Annotated in this window: 20 protein-coding genes; 11 read left to right on the top strand and 9 right to left on the bottom strand. The window is 71.6% G+C overall.

From position 1 onward, the window contains the following. Positions 1-70: 70 nt before the first annotated feature. The 4 genes from Sdagh_RS06915 (at position 71) to Sdagh_RS06900 (ending at position 2783) form a co-directional block, all read left to right on the top strand. Positions 71-1186 carry an ADP-ribosylglycohydrolase family protein gene (locus Sdagh_RS06915; RefSeq protein ID WP_189414541.1) on the top strand — a complete coding sequence of 372 codons (1116 nt, stop codon included), beginning with the start codon at positions 71-73 and terminating at the stop codon, positions 1184-1186. A 153-nt stretch (positions 1187-1339) separates the two neighbouring features. After that, the gene (locus Sdagh_RS06910; RefSeq protein WP_189414542.1) at positions 1340-1861 is read left to right on the top strand and encodes a TM2 domain-containing protein; all 522 of its coding nucleotides are present in this window, start codon (positions 1340-1342) and stop codon (positions 1859-1861) included. Continuing rightward, positions 1854-2282, top strand: a complete 429-nt coding sequence (locus Sdagh_RS06905; protein ID WP_190076622.1) for a DUF2752 domain-containing protein — start codon at positions 1854-1856, stop codon at positions 2280-2282. The genes Sdagh_RS06910 and Sdagh_RS06905 overlap by 8 nt, the downstream gene beginning before the upstream one ends. 237 nt (positions 2283-2519) lie before the next feature. Next, entirely contained in the window at positions 2520-2783 is a 264-nt protein-coding gene (locus Sdagh_RS06900) for a TM2 domain-containing protein (RefSeq protein WP_189414544.1), read from the top strand. Positions 2784-2861: 78 nt separating this feature from the next. On the opposite strand, the gene Sdagh_RS06895 is transcribed toward Sdagh_RS06900, so the two are convergent. The 3 genes from Sdagh_RS06895 to Sdagh_RS06885 form a co-directional block, all read right to left on the bottom strand. After that, entirely contained in the window at positions 2862-4448 is a 1587-nt protein-coding gene (locus Sdagh_RS06895; protein WP_189414545.1) for a sodium:solute symporter family protein, read from the bottom strand. Positions 4449-4694: 246 nt separating this feature from the next. Next, positions 4695-6527 (bottom strand): DUF8823 domain-containing protein, encoded by a 1833-nt coding sequence (locus Sdagh_RS06890; protein WP_189414546.1) that lies wholly within the window; start codon positions 6525-6527, stop codon positions 4695-4697. A gap of 178 nt (positions 6528-6705) precedes the next feature. Then, entirely contained in the window at positions 6706-9219 is a 2514-nt protein-coding gene (locus Sdagh_RS06885) for a D-alanyl-D-alanine carboxypeptidase (RefSeq protein WP_308288735.1), read from the bottom strand. Between the two features lie 303 nt (positions 9220-9522). On the opposite strand from Sdagh_RS06885, the gene Sdagh_RS06880 reads away from it, so the two are divergent. The 3 genes from Sdagh_RS06880 to Sdagh_RS06870 all read left to right on the top strand — a co-directional run bounded on the left by Sdagh_RS06880 (position 9523) and on the right by Sdagh_RS06870 (position 12045). Further along, entirely contained in the window at positions 9523-10302 is a 780-nt protein-coding gene (locus Sdagh_RS06880; protein WP_189414548.1) for a GOLPH3/VPS74 family protein, read from the top strand. Positions 10303-10761: 459 nt separating this feature from the next. Then, a complete protein-coding gene (locus Sdagh_RS06875) occupies positions 10762-11619 on the top strand; it encodes a helix-turn-helix domain-containing protein (RefSeq protein ID WP_189414549.1) in 858 nt (285 codons plus the stop codon). Between the two features lie 237 nt (positions 11620-11856). Then, positions 11857-12045 (top strand): DUF397 domain-containing protein, encoded by a 189-nt coding sequence (locus Sdagh_RS06870; RefSeq protein ID WP_189414550.1) that lies wholly within the window; start codon positions 11857-11859, stop codon positions 12043-12045. Between the two features lie 104 nt (positions 12046-12149). Here the strand turns inward: Sdagh_RS06870 and Sdagh_RS06865 are convergent, their stop codons facing one another. From Sdagh_RS06865 to xynA, 3 genes are all read right to left on the bottom strand, one after another. After that, a complete protein-coding gene (locus tag Sdagh_RS06865; RefSeq protein WP_189414551.1) occupies positions 12150-12662 on the bottom strand; it encodes a glutathione peroxidase in 513 nt (170 codons plus the stop codon). Positions 12663-12813: 151 nt separating this feature from the next. Then, on the bottom strand, positions 12814-13800 hold the full coding sequence (locus tag Sdagh_RS06860) for a polysaccharide deacetylase family protein (RefSeq protein ID WP_226534765.1): 987 nt from the start codon (positions 13798-13800) through the stop codon (positions 12814-12816). A gap of 17 nt (positions 13801-13817) precedes the next feature. Next, entirely contained in the window at positions 13818-14831 is a 1014-nt protein-coding gene (gene xynA, locus Sdagh_RS06855; RefSeq protein WP_190008996.1) for an endo-1,4-beta-xylanase XynA, read from the bottom strand. A gap of 348 nt (positions 14832-15179) precedes the next feature. Here xynA and Sdagh_RS06850 point away from each other — a divergent pair, with 348 nt between their 5' ends. Next, positions 15180-16145, top strand: coding sequence for an SDR family NAD(P)-dependent oxidoreductase (locus tag Sdagh_RS06850; RefSeq protein ID WP_189414553.1), 966 nt, complete (start codon positions 15180-15182; stop codon positions 16143-16145). Here the strand turns inward: Sdagh_RS06850 and Sdagh_RS06845 are convergent. Next, positions 16126-16350 carry a cold-shock protein gene (locus tag Sdagh_RS06845; protein ID WP_189414554.1) on the bottom strand — a complete coding sequence of 75 codons (225 nt, stop codon included), beginning with the start codon at positions 16348-16350 and terminating at the stop codon, positions 16126-16128. The genes Sdagh_RS06850 and Sdagh_RS06845 overlap by 20 nt on opposite strands. Positions 16351-16458: 108 nt before the next feature. On the opposite strand from Sdagh_RS06845, the gene Sdagh_RS36425 reads away from it, so the two are divergent. Continuing rightward, on the top strand, positions 16459-16587 hold the full coding sequence (locus Sdagh_RS36425) for a hypothetical protein (RefSeq protein WP_264201180.1): 129 nt from the start codon (positions 16459-16461) through the stop codon (positions 16585-16587). Positions 16588-16954: 367 nt separating this feature from the next. Continuing rightward, positions 16955-17380 carry a hypothetical protein gene (locus Sdagh_RS06840; RefSeq protein ID WP_226534763.1) on the top strand — a complete coding sequence of 142 codons (426 nt, stop codon included), beginning with the start codon at positions 16955-16957 and terminating at the stop codon, positions 17378-17380. A gap of 62 nt (positions 17381-17442) precedes the next feature. On the opposite strand, the gene Sdagh_RS06835 is transcribed toward Sdagh_RS06840, so the two are convergent. Both Sdagh_RS06835 and Sdagh_RS06830 read right to left on the bottom strand, forming a co-directional pair. Continuing rightward, a complete protein-coding gene (locus Sdagh_RS06835) occupies positions 17443-17982 on the bottom strand; it encodes a flavoprotein (RefSeq protein WP_189414555.1) in 540 nt (179 codons plus the stop codon). After that, entirely contained in the window at positions 17979-19193 is a 1215-nt protein-coding gene (locus Sdagh_RS06830; RefSeq protein ID WP_189414556.1) for a helix-turn-helix domain-containing protein, read from the bottom strand. Before Sdagh_RS06830 ends, Sdagh_RS06835 begins: the two co-directional genes overlap by 4 nt. Before the next feature lie 106 nt (positions 19194-19299). Between Sdagh_RS06830 and Sdagh_RS06825 the strand changes: the two genes are divergently transcribed. Continuing rightward, positions 19300-19947 (top strand): hypothetical protein, encoded by a 648-nt coding sequence (locus Sdagh_RS06825; RefSeq protein WP_189414557.1) that lies wholly within the window; start codon positions 19300-19302, stop codon positions 19945-19947. Positions 19948-20026: the final 79 nt, after the last annotated feature.

The following is a 20026-nucleotide window of genomic DNA, read 5'->3' as shown; positions in this document are numbered from 1 at the left end:
TGAACCCACCGTCCCCGTTCGATTACAGTGCTGGGCGGCGTACGGACAGACGATGACCGGGGAGGCCTGAGTGGGCGCGACGACCGGTGCCGTCTGGGGCCGTGCCGAGCAGCAGGACTTCCGCAGCCGGGTACGCGGCGCCCTGCTCGGGGGCGCCCTCGGTGACGCGCTGGGCGCCCCCGTCGACGGGATGGCACTGGACCGCATCCGGGAGGCGCACGGCCCCGACGGCCTCGGCGACCTCGCCCCCGCCTACGGCCGGCGCGGTGCCGTCACCCACCTCACCCAGCTCACCCTGTTCTCCGTGGACGGGCTGATCCGCGCGCAGGTCCGGCGCGACACCGGCGCCTGGCACCCGCCCACCGACCTGCACCGCGCGTACCGCCGCTGGCTCGCCACCCAGCACGACTGGGGGCCCGACGAACGCCGCAAGGACGACGGCTGGCTGGCCCGCGAGGAATGGCTGTACGCCCGCCGCGACCCGCCCCGCTCCCTGCTGCTCGGCTTCGGCGACACGACCATGGGCACACCGGACGCGCCCAAGAACCCGGGGGAGCGCGGCCCGGAGGCCGCCGCCCGGTCCGCGCCGTTCGGACTCCTCGTCGGCTGGGAGCCCCAACTCGTCGTCCAGCTCGCCGTGGAGTGCGCCGCGCAGACCCAAGGCCACCCCGCCGGCGTCCTCGCGGCCGGCGCGTACGCCGTGGTCGTCCACGGACTGACCCGGGGCGAGAGCCTGGACGGCGCCGTGCAGCGGGCGCTCGCGCTGCTCGCCGTCCGGCCCGGCCACCAGCCCGTGTCGGAGGCGTTGCGGCGTGCGCTGGGCGCGGTGCGCCAGGGCCTGCCGACCCCGGCCCGGGTCGCCGGACTCAGCGGTGACGGCGCGGCGGAGGACCTGGTGGCCGCCGCCGTGTACTGCGCGCTCGTCGGCGAGGACGTACGGCAGGGGCTGCGGCTCGCCGTCAACCAGGACGGCGCGTCGGCGGCGACGGGCGCCCTGACCGGCGGGCTGCTCGGCGCGCTGCACGGGGAGACGGCCCTGCCGCCGGCGTGGGTGACCGAGCTGGAGGGACGGCCCACGATCCTCGAACTCGCCGACGACTTCGCCATGGAGATGACCCAGGGTCCGGCCCTGCACGGCCCCGCCGGGTCGGCCCCGGGATGGCTGGCGCGCTATCCGCGCGCCTGACCGGCTTTCCAGCAGGCCGTCCCCTCCTGCAAGATGACCTGCGGTCATCACACCGATCGCATCATCATCAGTCCGTCGTTCGTCTTCAGTCTTTCGTTCGTCTTCAGTCTTTCGTCGTCTTCGTCACTCACGGATCGTCCGGGGGAGAGCACCATGTCCGAACAGCCCCAGCAGCCGCCCCAGCCGCCTCAGCAGCCGCCCCAGCCCGGGTACGGCTACCCGGGACCGGGCGCCTACCCGGGCGGCGACCAGCCCGGCCAGCAGCAGCCGGGCCAGCCGGGCGGCCCGCAGGGCGGTCCCTACCAGGGCGGTTACCAGCAGCCCGGGTACCAGCAGGGCTACCAGCAGCCGGGTTACGGCTACCCGCAGGGCGGCCCCTACCCGGGCGCCGTCCCGCCCCCCGGCATGGGCTACCCTGGCGACCCCGGCGCCCCGTACGGGTACGACCCGTACGGCCGCCCGTACTCCGAGAAGTCGAAGATCGTCGCCGGTGTGCTCCAGCTCCTGCTCGGCACCCTCGGCGTCGGCCGGTTCTACATCGGCAACGTCGGCATCGGCCTCGCCCAGCTCTTCACCTGCGGCGGCCTGGGCATCTGGTCGCTGATCGACGGCATCATCATGCTGACCAGCAACAACATCACCGACTCGGACGGCCGGGTGCTGCGCGGTGGCTGACGCGGCGGGCCGCACCGGCCCCCGCGCGGTGCACCGGCCCCGGTCGTGGCACCCGGCCGCGGCCCCCCTCGCCGTCCTCGCGGCGGGGGCGGCCGGTGCCGCCTACCTCTACACCACCGACCCGCACCAGCCGGGCCACGTCCTGCCGCGGTGCCCGTTCCGGCTCGTCACCGGCCTGCTCTGCCCGGCCTGCGGCGGCACCCGCATGGTCTACGACCTGATGCACGGTCAGTTCGCCGCCGCCTGGGCCGACAACCGGCTCCTGCTGCTCGTCTCGCCTGTCGCCCTGGCCCTGTTGACCCGCTGGACCTGGGAGGGGCTGCGCGGCCGGCGCTGGCGGCCGAACCCCGGCCGGGTGACGCAGGCGCTGATCCTCGCAACGGCCGTCGTCTGGGCCGTCGTACGCAATCTCGTCCAGTAAACGTGCTTTTTTGGTCACGGATGGGGAACGATCATTCGATGCCACTCCCGTCCGTATCGGCCGTCTCTCTAAGCTCACGGCTCACAGGGGGGACGACCGGCGCCGCTGGCAAGCGCGCTCGGACGTGATGCGTGACACACGGCTGCGGATGCGACGACATGTTCGTCCACCGGCGTGCCTCCTGGGCGCCGGAACACCCCGTTCCGGTGTCTCGTGGAAACTTCAGGAGCAGTACTCATGACCGTCCCCACCCCCGAGGCTCCCTACGGCGTCGACCCCAAGGGCCGCCCCTACTCGGACAAGTCCAAGATCGTGGCAGGCATCCTGCAGATCTTCCTCGGCAGCCTCGGCATCGGGCGCTTCTACGTCGGTTCCGTCGGCGTCGGCATCGCCCAGCTCCTCACCTGCGGCGGCGTCGGCATCTGGGCGCTGATCGACGGGATCCTCTTCCTGACGAGCAACGACCGCACCGACAAGCAGGGCCGCGTGCTGCGCGGCTGAGCACGGCACACGTACGGCGAGGGCCCCGCGTCCATGGGTGGGAAGCGGGGCCCGCGCCGCGTGCGGTGAACGGCCGGTTCAGTCCTTGACCGGAGTGCGGCCGACCGTCCCCTCCGTGCCGTCCGCCGGCGCCGGAACGGCCGCCGCCGCTCCGGCGGTTCCGGGTCCGTCGCCGTCCGTGTTGACCCGCTCGATGATCGCGAGCCGCTCCGGGGTGTCCTCCGGCTTGAGGAAGCCGATGGCGATGTAGAGGACGAGGGAGACGGCGAGCGGGATCGAGACCTGGTACTGGAGCGGGACGCCGCCGTCGACGCTCCAGTTGATCGGGTAGTTGACCAGCCAGAAGGCCAGCAGACCGGTCGCCCAGCTGGTGAGCGCCGCCGTCGGCCCCGAGCGGCGGAACGGCCGCAGCAGACCGAGCATCATCGGGATGGCGATCGGGCCCATCAGCCCCGCCACCCACTTGATCACGACGGTGATGATGTCCTTGAACGTCGGCGAGTTGACCTGGGTGGCCACCGCCATCGACAGCGCGAGGAAGACCACGGTCGTCACCCGCGCCGCCACCAGTCCCGACCGCTGCCCCCAGGCCCGCGCCCGCTTCGACAGCACCGGCGCCACGTCCCGGGTGAAGACGGCGGCGATCGCGTTGGCGTCGGAGGAGCACATGGCCATGGTGTGCGAGAAGAAGCCGACGATGACCAGGCCGAGCAGACCGTGCGGCAGGAGCTGCTCGGTCATCAGGCCGTAGGAGTCGGAGCCGTCCGGCTTCTGCGCGTCCACCAGCAGCGGCGACATCCACATCGGGAAGAACAGCACCACCGGCCAGACCAGCCAGAGGATCGCCGACAGCCGCGCCGACCGCTCGGCCTCCCGCGCGCTGGAGGTGGCCATGTAACGCTGGGCCTGGTTGAGCATGCCGCCGTTGTACTCGAACAGCTTGATGAAGAGGAACGCCAGCAGGAAGACCGTCCCGTAGGGGCCGACGAGGGGTTTGCCGTGGCCCTGGAGCGCGGGTTCGTCCCAGACGCCGAAGAAGCCGCCGTGGTCGCCGAGTTTCAGCACGACCGCCACGAACATCGCGACGCCCGCCAGCAACTGGATGATGAACTGCCCGAGTTCGGTCAGCGCGTCGGCCCAGAGCCCGCCGATGGTGCAGTAGATGCCGGTGATCACACCGGTGATCAGGATGCCCTGGTTGAGGCTGATCCCGGTGAAGACCGACAGCAGGGTGGCGATCGCCGCCCACTTGGCGCCGACGTCCACGATCTTCAGCAGCATGCCCGACCAGGCCAGGGCCTGCTGGGTGGGCAGGTTGTACCGGTTCTTCAGGTACTCCAGCGGGGAGGCCACGTGGAGTCGTGAGCGCAGTCGGTTGATCCGGGGCGCGAACAGCTTCGACCCGATGGCGATGCCGAGTGCGATGGGGAAGGACCAGGTCACGAAGGACGTGACCCCGTAGGTGTAGGCGATGCCGGCGTAACCGGTGAACATCACCGCGCTGTAACCCGACATGTGATGGGAGATGCCGGAGAGCCACCAGGGCATCTTGCCGCCGGCCGTGAAGAAGTCGCTGACGTTGTCCACGCGCTTGTGCGACCAGACGCCGATGGCGACCATCACGGCGAAGTAGCCGATGAGCACGGCCCAGTCGAGACTGTTCATGTGCCCCCTTTCCAGGGTCCGCCTTGTGAACGGCCCGCTCATCGTGAGTGCGGTGACTAGGACACGACAAGCAACTGGAAAGTCAAGAGGGGGTAAAAAAGTTCGGTGTGTTGGTCGGCGTTCAGAAACGTGAACGGGAGCCGAGGCTCCGAGGGCAGCTCCGAAGGCGGCCCGGAAGGCAGCACCCAGGACGGCGCTGAGGGGGCTCCGAGGGCGGCGCAGAGGGGGCTGCGAGGGGCGGTTCCGCTACTCCTCGCGCCACTCCTCCGGGCACTGCGTCCCCCGCGGGAACTGGTACGGAGCAGCCAGCCGGTAGGTCCCCGCCTCCGGCGCGAGCAGCACCGTCCACTTGTCGCCGTCGGCGTCCTCCGCCGTCTCCATCAGACAGCCGTTGACGTTGTCGTACGTCTTCTCCGCGCCGTCCGGACGGCTCTTCGACGCCGCCGTCTCCTGCGGCGCCTTCAGGCTCTTGCCCTCCGCGTCGACGATGCTCAGCCACGGCGAGTACGGGATGCGGACCAGGACCCGGCCCGCCTTCCTCACCCGGATCGTCCACTCGCCCTGCTCGGCGCGGAGCACCTCGGCGTCCGGCTCGGCCAGCGGCGCCGGGTCCGCCACCTCGAACAGCTGCCAGTTCGCGTCGCCCCAGATCTGCTTCAGATACGGCAGCCCGCGCTGCACCAGCTCCCGCTCCCGCTCGCCGCCGTCCCCGTCCGGCTGGTCCTTGGGCAGCACCACGAAGTGCACCGCCCACCGCTTCAGCCACTCGTGGTAGTTGGCCGAGTTCAGGGTGTCGTCGTAGAAGAGCGGGTTGCGCTCCATGTCGGCCTGCCGGTTCCAGCCGCGCGCCAGGTTCACGTAGGGGGCCAGCGCGGACGCCTCCCGGTGCGAGGCGGCCGGCACGACCTCCACCCGGCCCCGGTAGGCGCCGACCTCCTGCAACTCGTTGACCAGCGGGGCCAGCTCCCGCGCCCAGGAGGCGCGCGGGGTGGTGTGCACGACGTCGTCGACCGACTTCCAGCCGATCCACACGGTGAACCCGAGGAACGCGACCAGGACGGCGTACCACTTGAGGGTGCGCGGCACGGTGAACGGCAGCGCCGCCGCCAGCGCCACCCCCGCGAACAGCATCGGCAGCCGCGTGATGTTCGACCCGATCTGCGAGCTGATCAGCCACACCAGCAGCACCGACAGCCCGTACACCGCCGACGTGATCCGCACCGTCGTCCAGTTCCGCGGCACCAGCAGGCAGACGAGCGCCGCGTAGACCATCGGCAGCACCGCCGACCCGAACGACATCGGCTGCGTCCCCGAGAACGGGAACAGCCACGCCGACAGCGCCACCACCGCGCTCGGCGCGAGCCCCAGCGCCCAGGCGCCCGGCCGGCGCCTCTGGAGGAACAGCGCGACCGCGACCAGGCCCACGAACAGGCCCGCCACCGGCGAGGCCATCGTCGCCAGCGCGGCCAGCGGGGCCGCGCACAGCGCCTTCGCCCACCGCTTGTACCGCCACCGGTACGGCCAGCAGAAGACGACCGCGACCGCGCCGAGCCCGAACATCGTGCCCAGCCCGAACGTCACCCGCCCCGACGCCGCGTTGCACAGCAGTGCGTACACCCCGGCCAGCGCCGCCCACAGCGGGTTGCGCACCACCCGGCCGCGCAGCAGCACCATCGTCAGCAGCCCGGCGGAGACGGTCCCCGCGATCATCATCGTGGTCCGCACCCCGAGCACGGACATCAGATACGGCGACACCACGCTGTACGACACCGGGTGCATACCGCCGTACCAGGCGAGGTTGTACGCCGAGTCCGGGTGCCGGCCGACGAACTCCGCCCACGCGTCCTGCGCCGCGAGATCGCCGCCGCTGTTCGCGAACGTGAAGAACCAGACGACGTGCAGGACCGCGGAGAGGGCGGTGACGGAGAGGACGGGATGCCGCAGCAGCCGCTCACGCAGCGCCGCTACGGCGGACGCCCAGGTCCTCCCGGGTCCGCCCGGCGCGGGTGCCGGTATTCGAGGACCGCTTCCCGGGCCCGGTCCGGCGTCGTCGGCGCGTGTCGGCTCCGCAGTGGCCACCTGAAGGCACTCCCCGTGTCCCGTCTTCTGATCTGGGCCGCGTCCCGTTCCTGTGCGGTTCACGCCCGCGCCGTACCGACCGGCCACCTTGCCCGTTTCGCGACGCTAGCACGCACCCCGCCCGGGGGCTGCCGGGCGGGGTGCGTGAAGGGCGGGTGACGGACCGGGGCGGGCCGGGTCAGGCGATCCGGGTCAGCTTGCTCGTGAGGGGCGGTTCCGCCAGGTCCTCCTTGAGGGCGACCGGGACCTCGACCGTCTCGGCGCTGGTGCCGTCGCCGACGGTGAGCGTGCCCACCTTCGTGCCGGCCGCCGCGGTGTGCGGCACGGACCCGTCGGCCAGGTCGTCCAGCTCCAGCCGGACGGTCAGGCCGGACCAGCCGACCGCGGAGACGTCCTTGGTGGCGACCACCGGGGTGGTGCCGCCCAGACCGTCGTCGACCTCTCCGACGACCGCGCCCTTCTTCACGATCGTCTTCGCGGTGAGCGCGTCCTGCCCGGCCTCGATCAGCTTCCGTACGACGCCGGTGACCTCGTCGATGTTGGCGGTGCCGTTCTGCCCGTACTGGCCGAGGGCCGCGCCGATGATCGTCTGCGTCTTGCCGCCGACCTCCTTCTCCGCGGCGAAGAGGATGTTGCCGCCGGCCGCGGTGGTGGTGCCGGTCTTGATGCCGATGGCCACGGTCGGGACGAGCCCGAAGAAGTTGTTCTGCTGGTCGCCGTTGAGGTCGACGTAGCTGGGCTGCCGGGAGATCTCCTTGAACACCGGGTTCTCCATCGCGGCGCGGCCCAGCTTCACCAGGTCCGCGGCGGTGGAGACGGTCGTCTTGTCCAGACCGCTGGGGTCCGTGTACGTGGTGTTCTCCATCCCCAGCTCCTTGGCGGTCTTGTTCATCTTCTCGACGAACGCGTCCTCGGAGGCGCTGCCGGTGTCCCAGCGGGCCAGCAGCTTGGCGATGTTGTTGGCGGACGGCAGCATGACCGCCTGGAGCGCCTCGTACTCGGTGATCTTCTGGCCCTCGGTGACCTTGACGACCGACTCGTTCTCGGCCTTGCCGGTCTCGTAGTGCTTCTGCGCGGCCGCGTCGACCGGGATCTGCGGCCCCTTCTCACCCGTCTTCAGCGGGTGGTCGCGCAGGACCAGGTAGACCGTCATCACCTTGGCGATGCTGGCGATCGGGACGGGCTTCTGGTCGCCGGACGTGCCGAAACTGCCGATGCCGTTCACGTCCATGGCCGCCTGGCCCTGGGTGGGCCAGGGGACGGAGGGCTTGCCGCCCTCGAAGGAGACGGTCTCCTGCGCGGTGAGCTTCAGCGTGGGCGTCGGCAGCGGACGCACGGCCTGTACGACCGCGACCACGATCACCAGCAGCAGGACCAGCGGCGTCCAGATCTTCACCCGCCGCCACGCCGTGCGCAGCGGTGTCTCCGGCGGCGGCGGGGTGTTGGTCAGCTCCGCCAGCAGATCAAGCGGCGGCTTCGGCGGCAGGGGCTGCTGCCGGGTGCGCTCGAAGCCCTCGGCGGCGGGGGCGGGGGTTCCTTCGGCGGCGGGGGCGGGAACTCCGGCCGCGGGCTGGACCGGCTTGCGGACCGCGGGGTCGTCCAGCGGCTTGAGCGCGACGAACTTGCTGGTGCGCTCGGCGGGAGCCTCGGCGTCCTTCGGGCCCCCCGTACCCTTGTCGCCCTTGTCGCCCTTCTCGTCCTTCTCGCCCTTCTCGCTCTTTTCCGCGCCGCCCAGCTTGAGCATGGTCGTGGGCTGGTCTACGGCGGACGCGGCGGCGGGCGCCTTGAAGACGGCGGTGGGCTGGTCGACGGGCGGCTCCGCGGGAGCGTCCGCCTCGTCGGTGTCCGGCGCTTCGGGGGCGGCGGGCTGGGTGCCGTCGGCGGGGTTGTCGTCGTCCGGGTCCGGGTCCGCGTCGGGGGTGCCGGCGCGGGGGGCGTCCTTGGCGGCGGGGGGCTCGGGCGCCCCGGTTGCTTCGGGCGCCTCGGAGGTCTCGGAGTTCTTGGGGGCCGTGGGGGCTTCGGGGGAGGCCGGGGCGCTTGCCGCCTCGGAGGCACCGGGAAGCTCAGCGGTCTCTTCGGGAACCTCAGCGGTCCCAGCTGCCTCGGGAACCGCGCGGGTCTCGCGCGCCTCAGAAGCTCCGGTGCCTTCAGAAGCCGCGGTGCCTTCAGAAGCGTCCGGGGCGTCCGGGGCACCGGACGCGGCCGAGGCGGCGGCGGGGGCGGGCTCGGCGGACACGTCGGAGGCGGCGGGGCGCGCGACGGGCTTCTGCGCGCCCTCAGCGCCGCCGGAGCCCGCCTCACCGCCCTGAGCGCCGTCAGAGCCCTTCAGGGCCTCCTGGGCGCCCCCGGCGGCCTTCTGGGGGCTCTCGGCGGGCTTGTCGGCGTCCTCGGCGTCCTCGGTGGCGTCGGCGCCCGCGCCGGAGCCGGCATGGGTGTCGACGCCCGCGCCGGAGCCGGCATCCTCGTCGTCGGCGGTCCGCACCCACGCCGCGACCGCCTCCCGCAGCGGGCCGTCACCCCCGGCACCGGCGTCCGCCTCCGGACCACCGGCCCGGTCCGCCCGCACCCGCGTGGCCGTGTCGGCGCCGCCGCCCCCGGTGGACCCCCGCTCCGCGGAACGGGACACCGCCAGCCGGGGATCACGCGTCTCGTCGGACCCGGCCTCCGACCGCGCCCCGGGAACCGGACCCACGCTCCCCGACGTCCGTTCTGCCGACGACTCGCGCTGCTTCGACCTGTCGGGGGACTCGCCCGCCACCGATGCCTCCTCCATGCGCCGCACGTCTCGCGTGCGCGTACCGAACCGTGAACCGCCACCCGGGACACCGCCGACCGGCGCTGTCCGAACCATGTACCAGTGTCCTGTGCGGGGGCTGAACCACCGCGGTAGACGAGAACGACATACCTGCCGGTTCCCTCCCGAAGCGGTCACGCACCCTCGACAGACCAATGTGAGAGGGGTCACCCTGTCTGTCATCCACGCGGGGAGGCATGGATGGGCAGGAGCCGCAGAACACTTCCGGAGGAGCTTCTGCTGCTGGCACTGGACCCGACCACGGGTACCACTGCGCAGCCGCAGTCGCTCGACCTCGGCCTGGCCGGAGCGCAGCTCGTCGAGCTGGCGCTGGCCGGACGGATAGCCCCAGACGGGGATCGTATCGCCGTGGTGGCACCACGGCCGACTGGAGATCCGACCCTGGACTGCGCGTTGGAGCTGCTGCGAAGGCGCGGCGCTCCCGTACGGGCGGTCCACTGGATCGGCGGACCCCGGCTGGGGCTCCGCCAGACCTACCTCTCGCATCTGGAGCGGTGCGGCATGGTGCATGCCGTGGCCGGCCAGATGTGCGGGGTGCTGCCGACGACTCGCTACCAGGCGACGGACAACGAGATCAGCCGGGAGATCAGGGCCCGGCTGGACTCCGCGATCCGCACCGGCGTACCGCCGGACCCGCGGACCGCGGCGCTCGCCGCGCTGGCGCACGCGGTCGGCCTCGGAAAGCACCTCTATCCCGGGAACGAGGGGCGGTCCTCCCGCTCCCGCCTCCGGGATCTGATCCGGCACGACCCGATGGGCGGCCTCGTGGCACACGCCGTGATGGACGTCCAGAACGGCGTGGCGGCCCAGCCGCGCCGCAGCGCCGCCCCGGCCGGCCGCCAGGCCGCCGCCGGTCCCGGTCCGGGCCCAGGCCCCGGCGCCAGGTCCGCGCCGGAACCCGCCAGGGGGGTCCCGGCACAGCCACGCCGCGGCCCCATGGCACGCGCCGCGGCCCACTGAGCCGGAGCCCCGGCACCACACGCAGCACCCGAGCACCACGCCCGCACCACCCAGCACGCTGCACCCACGCACCACCCAGCACCTGCACCACGCACTACCCAGCACGCTGCACCACGCACCACGCTGCACCCGCACCACCCAGCACGCTGCACCACCCACGCACCACCGCACACCCCGAGCCGCCGCACGAAGTCCCCGAGACCGGTCCGGGAGCCGCTGGCCGCGCGGGGCGACAGGACCGACGTCCGGACGACGACCCGGTCCCGCCGCCCCGCGCGGCCGCATGCGCGCCCCGCACCCCGCGCGAGGGTGGTGTCCCGAACTGGCGTGTACGCGGCGCATATCGACCGGTTCCCAGCGCTGGCCTGCCCCATGGTGGCAGTCTGCTCAACAGCAGATACGCATAGTGGCAGATGGCAAGTGGCAAGCAAGAGGCACGCAGCCGGAGGTGCACGTCCCGTGGCGTCCAATGTGAATCCCACCGTCCGACGGCGCCGGCTGGGGCAGGAACTGCGCCGGCTCCGCGAGGTGAAAGGCATGACTGCCGAGGAAGTCGCCGAGCGGCTGCTGGTGTCCCAGTCGAAGATCAGCCGCCTGGAGAACGGCCGGCGCAGCATCAGCCAGCGGGACGTCCGCGATCTCTGCGGGGTCTACGAGGTGGAGGACCAGCGCGTCGTCGATTCGCTGATGCAGATGGCCAAGGACTCCCGCCAGCAGGGCTGGTGGCACGCCTTCGGCGACATCCCGTACAGCGTCTACATCGGCCTGGAGACCGACGCCGAGTCGCTGCGCGTCTACGAACCCCAGATCATCACCGGCCTGCTCCAGACCCGTACGTACGCCGAGGCCCTGATCCAGGGCGCGCTGCCGGAGACCCCCATCGCCGACGTCGAGAAACGGGTGAACGTCCGGATAAGGCGTCAGGAGCGCATCCACGCCGAGCACGGCCCGCTGCGGCTGTGGGTCGTCCTGGACGAGGCGTGCCTGCACCGCGTCGTCGGCAACCGGCAGGTGATGCGGGAGCAGTTGGAGCACGTCGCGGAGATGTCCCAGCAGCCGCACATCACCGTGCAGGTGCTGCCGTTCGACGTCGGCGCGCACCCCGGCGTCAACGGCCAGTACTCCATCCTGGAGTTCGCCGACACCGTCGACTCCAGTGTGGTCTACATCGAGGGCGTGACCAGCGACCTGTACCTGGAGAAGGCGCAGGATGTGCAGAGGTACACGGTGATGTACGAGCACCTGAGGGCCCAGGCGCTCAACGTGGAGCAGTCCCGGCAGCGCATCGAGGACGTGGCGAAGGAATACGCCCGCTGAACCCGCGGAAGCGATATCCCTGGAGCGGGCGGGAATGCTACACCCCAGGGCCACTGAACTGGAAGACTCACCTGGAATATGCCATCCGGTCGGGTGAACGGCCCCGCCGGAGAGGGAATCCGGCGAGTAGCGTCGATCACGCCAACGTCCCATGACATTGGCGCGGCCCGCACCGCGGCCCTTTCGGGACCCGTGGTGCGGTGACGGCATTTCGGCACTCGCTTACCGGAGCACACCATGGCAATTCTTCAGGGCGCCACGGACACGTGGACGAAGTCCTCCTATTCCGGGGGGAACGGCGCCTGCGTCGAGGTCAAGTCCCCCGTCGTGACCGCGCTGATGGTCCGCGACTCGAAGGTCCCCGCCGGGCCGGCCCTGGCCTTCCCCACCACCGCGTGGTCGGCCTTCGTGGCCTCGGTCAAGTAGCGGCACGCACCCCCTACGGGCCGTACGCCCGGACACGCACCACCGCGGAGCCCTCTCGACCAGTTCGCCGACCTTGCCGAGAGGGCTCGGCTCGTACTCCTGCGTCAGGCCAGCTGCTCCTCCACCGCGGCCACCACCTCCGGCGCCTCCGGCTCGGTCTGCGGCGCGAACCGGGCGACGACCTCCCCGTCCCGCCCGATCAGGAACTTCTCGAAGTTCCACCGCACGTCCCCGCGGTGCCCCTCGGCGTCCGCGAACCCGACCAGCCGCTCGTACAGCGGATGCCGGCCCTCCCCGTTCACCTCGACCTTCTCGGTCATCGGGAAGGTCACCCCGTACGTCGCCGAGCAGAATTCCGCGATCTCCTGAGCGCTGCCCGGCTCCTGCCCCATGAACTGGTTGCACGGCACCCCGAGCACGGTGAAGCCCCGCTCCGCGTACCGCTCGTGCAGCCGCTCCAGCCCTTCGTACTGCGGTGTCAGCCCACACTTGGAGGCGACGTTCACGACGAGCACGACCTGCCCGGCGTACTGCCCGAGGTCCGCCGGACCGCCGTCGAGGGCGCCGATCCCGACGCTCAGGGGGGACATGGGGGCATTGCTGATGTCAGAGGTCATGCCCGGATGCTAGAGGGTGCCGCCCGCTCCGGGGTCTGGAGGCAGAGCCCGGCCGACGCTTCCTCGCCACCGGCCGCGGTCTTCACCGACCGCGCCGGCGGCCCGATGGGCCCGCATCAGGGTGACGGCGAGCTGACGCGGGCCCACCGGATCAGCCGGCCGTGCAGGAGACGGTCGGCCAGGTCCAGTTGCCGTTGTGCTGGATGGTGACGCCGAAGGTGTTGCCGCTGCCGTTCGGCTTGGCCGTCAGCGTCTGGGCGCTGGGATAGCTGGCGCTGGTGTTCCAGGTGGAGAGCACCCTGGCGGGTGAGGGCACGTTCATCGTCACGGTCCAGTTGCTGCTGCCGGAGACGGTGACGTTGAGGTTGTACCGGTCGCTCCACTGCTGCCCGGCGGAGAGCGTGGCACTGCACCCGGTGCCGCCGCCTCCGCCCCCTCCGCCCCCGCCGGTCGGCGCGACGGCACGCCCGGTCTGCGGGGAGATCATCCCGGCGCACAGTCCGCGCGCGGCGAGCCCCTGGGCGATCCGGGGGATGGCCGCGAGCGTGTTGGCGGGCCAGTCGTGCATGAGGATGACCTGCCCGTCCGTGAGCCGGCCGGCGGCCTGGACGATGGCGTCGGTGCTCGCGCCGTTCCAGTCCTGCGAGTCGACGTCCCAGATCACCTGGGTGAGCCCGTACGAGGCCGCCACCGACCGCACGGTCGCGTTGGTCTCCCCGTACGGCGGCCGGAACAGGACCGGCGTACCGCCGCCCCCGTTCGCGATCGCCTGCTGGGTCCGTCCGATCTCGGAATCGATCTGCGCCTGGCCGAGCTGGGTCAGGTGCGGATGGGTGTAGCTGTGGTTGCCCACCCACATGCCGGCGTCCACCTGGGCCTTGACCAGCGCCGGGTTGGCGGCGGCGTACTGCCCCTGGTTGAACATGGTGGCCCGCAGCCCGTTCTGCTTGAGCGCGTTCAGCAGGGCGGACGTACTGCCGGACGGCCCGTCGTCGAAGGTCAGCCCGACGTACCCGGTGCAGGCGGAGGCGGCGGCGCGGGCCGGCGCGGCGCCGGGCACCGTGAGGGCGAGCAGGCCCGCGGCGGCCAGGGCGCCGGCGACCAGGCCACCGACCGCGGAACGCAGACGACTGCGCATGGAGACCCCCCGGGCCATCAGCCGGCGCTGCACGAGACGGAGGGCCAGGTCCAATTGCCGTTGGGCTGGATGGTGACGCCGAAGGTGTTGCCGCTGCCGTTCGGCTTGGCCGTCAGGACTTGGGCGCTGGGATAGCTGGCGCTGGTGTTCCAGGTGGAGAGCACCTTGGCGGGCGAGGGCACGTTCATCGTCACGGTCCAGTTGCTGCTGCCGGAGACGGCGACGTTGAGGTTGTACCGGTCGCTCCACTGCTGCCCGGCGGAGAGCGTGGCGCTGCACCCGGTGCCGCCGCCACCGCCCCCTCCGCCGCCACCGGAGTCGGTGCCGCCCACGGTGATGCTGGAGCTGCCGCTGCTCTGGTACCCCTCGGTCGCCATGATCATGTAGTAGTTGAAGCTGCCGAGGGGCATGCCGGCCCGCGCCCAGGCGTCGAAGTGGTTGCCGGTGGTGATGGTCCCGCCCGTCCGCTTGGACTGCCGGACACTCCAGTACTGGTCGAAGGTGCGCGTCCCCTCGACGGACGGCGCGTTGTACCGCGTCGTCCTGTAGATGTCGTACGTCCCGCCGTCACTGCTGACGGTCCCCATGAACGTGCCGGTGGGCCGGAACGTCCCCCAGTTGTCGACGATGTAGTACTCGACCAGCGGGTTCGACGTCCAGCCGTAGAGCGCGAGGTAGGCGTTGCCGGACGGGTTGAAGGTGCCGGAGTAGGTCACGCTCCGCCGCCCGCCGTTGCTCCACCCCTTCCCGGCGACGAAGTTCCCGGTGTTCCTCCAGTTGGTGCTGTACGAGCCGCCGGATCCCAGGTTCATGGAGACGGTGCCCTGGGAGTCGGTCCAGAACGAGTAGTAGTACCCGTTGTCGGTCCCGGTCTGGTTGGTCGTCACGACCGTGTCGGCGTAGGCGGTCCCGGGCCCGGTCATGGCGACCACGACCGCCAGCACGGCGGCACAGACCCCACTGAACAGCAACCGGAGCCGACCCCGTCTGCGACGGTCGCCGGGACGTGCGGATGCGGGTGCGATGTCCATCGTGTGCGTCCTCCTCTTGTACGGGTCGTACAGGTCGTACGGGGAAGCCGATGGCGAGTCAGTGTTGAGATGCTCGCGTCAACTGTCAATAGTTTCGGCATGCACTTCGAAACATTCGGAGCCCGGACTGCGTTGTGTGGGTCAATTCCAGCCGGTCAGCGCGGTCTTGGAGTCGACTCCCCGTCTCATGGGAGATGGCGCCCATACGACTGCCCCACGGCAGTGGGCACACATCCCGAATCATTTCGACGCTGAACCCGATCTTCCGTTCACTCACGACTGCCGAGATCGGAGATCCGTCGGTGATCGGTCGGCGGAGTGTCGGCGGGGCGAGGAACCCTGAACGGCATGTCCACCCTCACCCCTCATTGGGACGTCCACCGCCTGCCCCCGGCCCACGGCAAGACCTTCCTGGTCACCGGAGGCAACGCCGGCATCGGCTACTTCGTCGCGGAGCAGCTCGCCACGACCGGAGCCGTCGTCGTACTGGGCAGCCGGACCGCCGCGAAGGCCGACGCCGCGATGACGTCGATCCGCTCCCGCGTCCCCGGCGCACGGCTCCGGCACATGCCCCTGGACCTGGCCGACCTGTCCACCCTGAGCACCGCGGTCGACACACTCCACCTCGACCACCTCGACGCGGTCGTCCACAACGCGGGCGTGGCCCTGGACGATCCGCCGCGCCGCGAGACGGCCGCCGGCCACGAGCTGATGTTCGCCACCAACCACCTCGGCCACTTCGCGCTCACCCGCTGGCTGGCCCCGCTGCTCTCGGCGGCGCCGGCCGCCCGCGTCGTGACGGTCGGCAGCTTCGCGGCCCGCTCCGAGCGGCTGGACCTGGACGACCTCCAGTCCACCCGGGACTACCGCCCCAAGCGGACCTACGGCCGCTCGAAACTGGCCCAGATGAGCTTCGCCCTGGAACTCGACCGCCGCCTGCGCGCCGCCCACAGCACGGTGAGCAGCCTGGTGGCCCACCCCGGCGGCGCGCTCGACGCCCTGACCCCGCCCCGCCCGCCGCTCCACGAGGTCACGCCGGCCCGCCGCCTGCGCGCCCTGCCCGCCGCGCTCCTGGTCCAGGGCAAGGAGGCCGGCGCCCGGCCCATCGTCCGAGCCGTCCTCGACCCGGCGGCGGAGGGCGGCCAGCTCTGGGGCCCCCGCACCTTCGGCCTACGCGGCACCCCACGCCCCGAACCCGTCCCGGCCCACATCTCGGACCCGACCACGGCGAACGCCCTGTGGACGAGGAGCACGACCTTGACGGGCGCGGACCCGGCTCTGGCCCTGGCCGATGTCAGGAGGACCGGGGCGTGATGCTCACGGCACGGTAGTCGTATCCGTCCTGTTTGAAACCGGGCGCCTCCCACGAGAGGTCCACCTGCTGTCCGGGCGACAGGGTACGGAAGCCGGGCTGCTGGATATCGGAGTAATGGCCGAAGCAGCCACCGGGTGTCTCGGGCGAATCGAGCACACCCCACCCTTCCTCGTCGTCCCACTCACGAACGGTCGCGATCACCATGACCGGGACCCTACAGGCGCACCACGACCCGCCGCTCCTGTACCGGACCCGCGAGACCTCGCCGAGCGCACCCTCGCCACCGCCGTCGTCGCGGCGGGCCCGGCCGACATGTTCCACGCCTCCTTCTGGGAGACGATGGCGGCGGCCGGGACAGCGGTGGCCGGCACCCTGCTGGAGGGCATGGCGGCGTGGGCGTTCGGCGCGCAGAACTCGGCGTCGCTGGCCAAGGGCGTCTGATGCGCGCGGCGGTCCGGCGGCTGCGTCGCGTGCTGGGCCGCCGCGGCATTGCTCCTCTGCTGCTCGGCACCGGAAAGATCCTTCACGGGCTGGGGTCCATCCTCACCTCGGAGCCCAATCCGCCCGGGTCGGAGGCGCTCACGCGGTGGGCGGACAGCCGGTGTTGGGCGTCGGTGTGGGTAGCGTGCGGAGCGATCACGTTCGGCTGCGCGTGGCTGCGTATCGGCCGTGACCGGTGGGGGTTCATCGCCGCGCTGGGGCCGCCGTTTCACTGGGGCAGCGCGTACCTGTGGGGGGCTGGGGTTGTGACGGGGAGTCTCTCCGGGGGCTGGCGACGTTCGGCTGGTACGCGACCAGCCACACGGGGATGATCTTGTGGGCGTCCGCTGTACGTGAGTACCTGCACGTAGGGAGAGACCGTGACCGGAGGCTGGGGGGCGCCGCAGGGATCATCGGGTCGCTGCTCGGCGCGGTGGCGCTGCTGGGCAGCGGGGTGTTCGCCGCCCGGGCCACGTGCACGGCGGCGCGCACGACAGCTGAGGCGCAGCGGGCGGCGGCCGAAGCCGCGGCCGAGCCGAATCAGCGGGCGGAGGACCGGGTCGCGTTCGAGGCGATCAAGACGGAGCTGCGCCAGGAGCTGACGGCCGCGCGGGACGAGGTGCGGTCGCTGCGGTCCCTGGTCCGGTCCCTCGCCCTGTACGTGGACGATCTGACGGGGGTGATGCGGCGGCACCGGAACGATCCGCCGCCTCCGCCGCCGCGGGTGGAGGAGTGCAACCGAACTGGAGTGTGAGCGCGGCCCTCGCCGTCTGCCCTCGCGGGCGGGCGGCGGGGGCCGTTTCGTCGTATCCGGACTCAGGCGCCGACCAGGCGCCGCACGCCCGCGAGCGCGCTCGTCCACGGGTACGCCTTCGGTTCGCCCTGCTTCGGCGGATGCATCTGATACCCGTCCGGGCCATCAAGGACGAGCACACCCTGCCCCCGCAACGCCGCAATCGAACGGGCGACCGCAGGCTGTGCGCCCTGCGCGCGGTTGAAGTACGGCATCGCCACCACCGGCACGCCCATGTGCACGCCCTCCGACGGCAACCCGATCGCCAGCGTGTCGGAGATCCCAGCCCCCCACTTGTTCAACGTCGTGCACGACATCGGCGCCACCAGCATCGCGTCCGCCTTCGGCAGTGCGTCCTTCTCCCACGGCAGCTTGTACCTGGACCGCACCGGATGCCCAGTCAGATCGACCAGCTCCTGCATCCGCGGCTCCCACCAAGAGGCAGCGGACGGGGTGAGGATGAGGCACACGTCCCAGCCGTCGGCCTGGGCAGCGCGCACTCCGTCGTCGACGTACTGGGTGGGGCCGGCGGCGCAGGCGATGAGGTAGAGCACTCGGGTCATGTGCGCAGTCCACAGTGCTGAGCCAGCGCACGCAAGCCCGGCCCGGGGTCGGCCGTCACACCGACCACGTCCTTGACCAGGTTCACGGCGTCCGGCCGACTGCGGACTTCCTCGGGCGCCAGTTCGTCGGCTTCCAGGAGCGCCTTGGCGGCATCCTCCTTGTGCCGTGTCAAGAGCGAAGCGCGTGCCATCGCAACCCGGTGTCCGGCCTGCCGCTCGCGGGTCATCCCGGCCAGCGCCTCCGGCTCCGCCTTCTTCGCCGCGTCGAGCGCGGACCAGCCCTCCTCGAACCGCAGCAGCATGTCGACCCGGTGCAGGACCACGTTGGTCGGTCCGAACTGCGTGTAGTCCTCGTCAAGGTCCGCGCCCTGACGCGCTGCCACGTCGCCTGCCTCGTCAACGTGCCCACCGGCCGCGCGGACACGGGCGGCCGTCTTCTCCTGCGAGGACTCGGCGAGTGCGGCGGACAGGTACAGCATGCCGAGGGTGGACAGGCCGAGCGACCCGCGCTGGGTGAGGTCGCTGGACAGGCGCCGTGCTGCTGCCGTTGCGAACTCGACGGCGGCCTGGGGGCGCTGCTGGTAGACGAGGCTCTTGGCGACGCGGCGAGCGGCGGCCCCGATCTGCACCGGGTCTCCGGACCGCTCGGCGGCGGCCAGCGCGCGGTCCGCGGCGAGCGCGGCCGGGATCGCGGTCGCTGTGCCGTACTTGTGCAGGTAGGAGGTGACGAGCTGGTAGACCCGGGACAGTGCGGCCTGGGCGTCGCTGCGGCCGTCGACGGGAGCAGCATGCGCGGCGAGCTCGGCATCGGCCATGAGCGCAGGCAGATCGCGGGCGAGCGCGGTGTAGTGGCACGCCTGGAACGCACGGCAGCAGTAGTCCAGCCTGCGCTGGATCACGTCGCGCGAGGGCGGGTCGCCGTCGCCGGTGCGAGCGTAGAGGGCGTCGATGACGCTGAGGGCACCGGCGGGCGGGGTGGCGCCCGGAGGTGGGGTGGGTGTGCTGTCGGTCAAGAGCTGCTCCAGGGGGACGCGCAGGACTTCGGCCGCGCGCACCAGGACCGAGAGTCGCGGGTCCTGCTGGCGCTTCCCGCCTTCGATGTCCTGCACCCATCGCTTCGCCTGCCCCATGAGCTGGCCGAAGTCGGTCTGGGTGAAGCCCCGCAGGTCTCGCCAGTAGGCGATGCGTCGGCCGATGCCGGAAGTGTCCATTGCGTTCCTCCGGAGCGAGGCACGCACTTTGCGTGCCTCTCTTGTTGTACCGCGTTTTACGGTCCGTGTGTGAGACGGAGCACACCGACCGTGGAGGCCCTGGCCAATGGCGAAGAATCCCGAACAACGGCTGCCTGCCCTGCGGTCAGTTGAGGCAGGCCCCGGCGTCCTGGTTCACCCCACCGTCGACCAGCAGGTGTCCGCCGAGGAGTGGCTGATCTCCGCGCACCCAGTGCCGAGGCAGGCCCGGGCCGAGCTGCGTGAGCACGGCGTGGTCCTGCTGCCTCTCGGCGGTCTGTTCTCAGCGGTGCGTATCCCGGGCCGCATCGTCCAAGCGCTCGCGGCCAGCACCGACCCGGCCGACATCGACACCGTACTGACCGAGGTTCTCGCCGACGGCCCCGTCATCTGCGCTGTGGGCGGCCCCCGCTACTACGCGCTCGTACCCCCGAGCATGCCGCAGACCTGGCGGGACGCCGCCGAGGACTGGCGCGGTGACGACGTCGCCTGTCTCGGCCGCGAGTCGTACCTGGGGATGCCGGCACTGGCGGCCGTGGACTACCCGCAGACGGGCGCCACCGTGTACTGGTCGGTCCCGCCGCGCCCGGGCATCCTCTGCGAACCGCTGGCCGTGGCCCGTCTGGTCGCCGCCGGCGTGCACCTGCTGGGCGACGAATGCGACCCCTGGCCGGCGAACGCCCCGCTCACCCCACACCGAGGCGTCCTGCCCAGGATGACCCTCAGAGGGATCTGACCTGCGCCTGCCCCAGCGCCACGGGGTCCCGCGGCGACTGCCGGGTCAGAGTCGCACCCCGCACCTCCCGCCCCGGTCG

This window comes from Streptomyces daghestanicus, assembly GCF_020521275.1.
GTDB classification, from domain to species: domain Bacteria; phylum Actinomycetota; class Actinomycetes; order Streptomycetales; family Streptomycetaceae; genus Streptomyces; species Streptomyces griseoviridis.
This window is presented reverse-complemented; position numbering and strand designations above follow the sequence as displayed.

Excerpts from the sequence above, each read along its gene's own strand:
- Sdagh_RS06835 (WP_189414555.1), bottom strand. The coding sequence starts at position 17,982 with ATGACCCGAGTGCTCTACCTCATCGCCTGCGCCGCCGGCCCCACCCAG.
- Sdagh_RS06830 (WP_189414556.1), bottom strand. The coding sequence starts at position 19,193 with ATGGACACTTCCGGCATCGGCCGACGCATCGCCTACTGGCGAGACCTG.
- Sdagh_RS06900 (WP_189414544.1), top strand. The coding sequence starts at position 2,520 with ATGACCGTCCCCACCCCCGAGGCTCCCTACGGCGTCGACCCCAAGGGC.
- xynA (WP_190008996.1), bottom strand. The coding sequence starts at position 14,831 with ATGGACATCGCACCCGCATCCGCACGTCCCGGCGACCGTCGCAGACGG.
- Sdagh_RS06865 (WP_189414551.1), bottom strand. The coding sequence starts at position 12,662 with ATGACCTCTGACATCAGCAATGCCCCCATGTCCCCCCTGAGCGTCGGG.
- Sdagh_RS06850 (WP_189414553.1), top strand. The coding sequence starts at position 15,180 with ATGTCCACCCTCACCCCTCATTGGGACGTCCACCGCCTGCCCCCGGCC.
- Sdagh_RS06910 (WP_189414542.1), top strand. The coding sequence starts at position 1,340 with ATGTCCGAACAGCCCCAGCAGCCGCCCCAGCCGCCTCAGCAGCCGCCC.
- Sdagh_RS06840 (WP_226534763.1), top strand. The coding sequence starts at position 16,955 with ATGATCTTGTGGGCGTCCGCTGTACGTGAGTACCTGCACGTAGGGAGA.
- Sdagh_RS06880 (WP_189414548.1), top strand. The coding sequence starts at position 9,523 with ATGGGCAGGAGCCGCAGAACACTTCCGGAGGAGCTTCTGCTGCTGGCA.
- Sdagh_RS06895 (WP_189414545.1), bottom strand. The coding sequence starts at position 4,448 with ATGAACAGTCTCGACTGGGCCGTGCTCATCGGCTACTTCGCCGTGATG.
- Sdagh_RS06845 (WP_189414554.1), bottom strand. The coding sequence starts at position 16,350 with ATGGTGATCGCGACCGTTCGTGAGTGGGACGACGAGGAAGGGTGGGGT.
- Sdagh_RS06860 (WP_226534765.1), bottom strand. The coding sequence starts at position 13,800 with ATGCGCAGTCGTCTGCGTTCCGCGGTCGGTGGCCTGGTCGCCGGCGCC.
- Sdagh_RS06825 (WP_189414557.1), top strand. The coding sequence starts at position 19,300 with ATGGCGAAGAATCCCGAACAACGGCTGCCTGCCCTGCGGTCAGTTGAG.
- Sdagh_RS36425 (WP_264201180.1), top strand. The coding sequence starts at position 16,459 with ATGTTCCACGCCTCCTTCTGGGAGACGATGGCGGCGGCCGGGACAGCG.
- Sdagh_RS06870 (WP_189414550.1), top strand. The coding sequence starts at position 11,857 with ATGGCAATTCTTCAGGGCGCCACGGACACGTGGACGAAGTCCTCCTAT.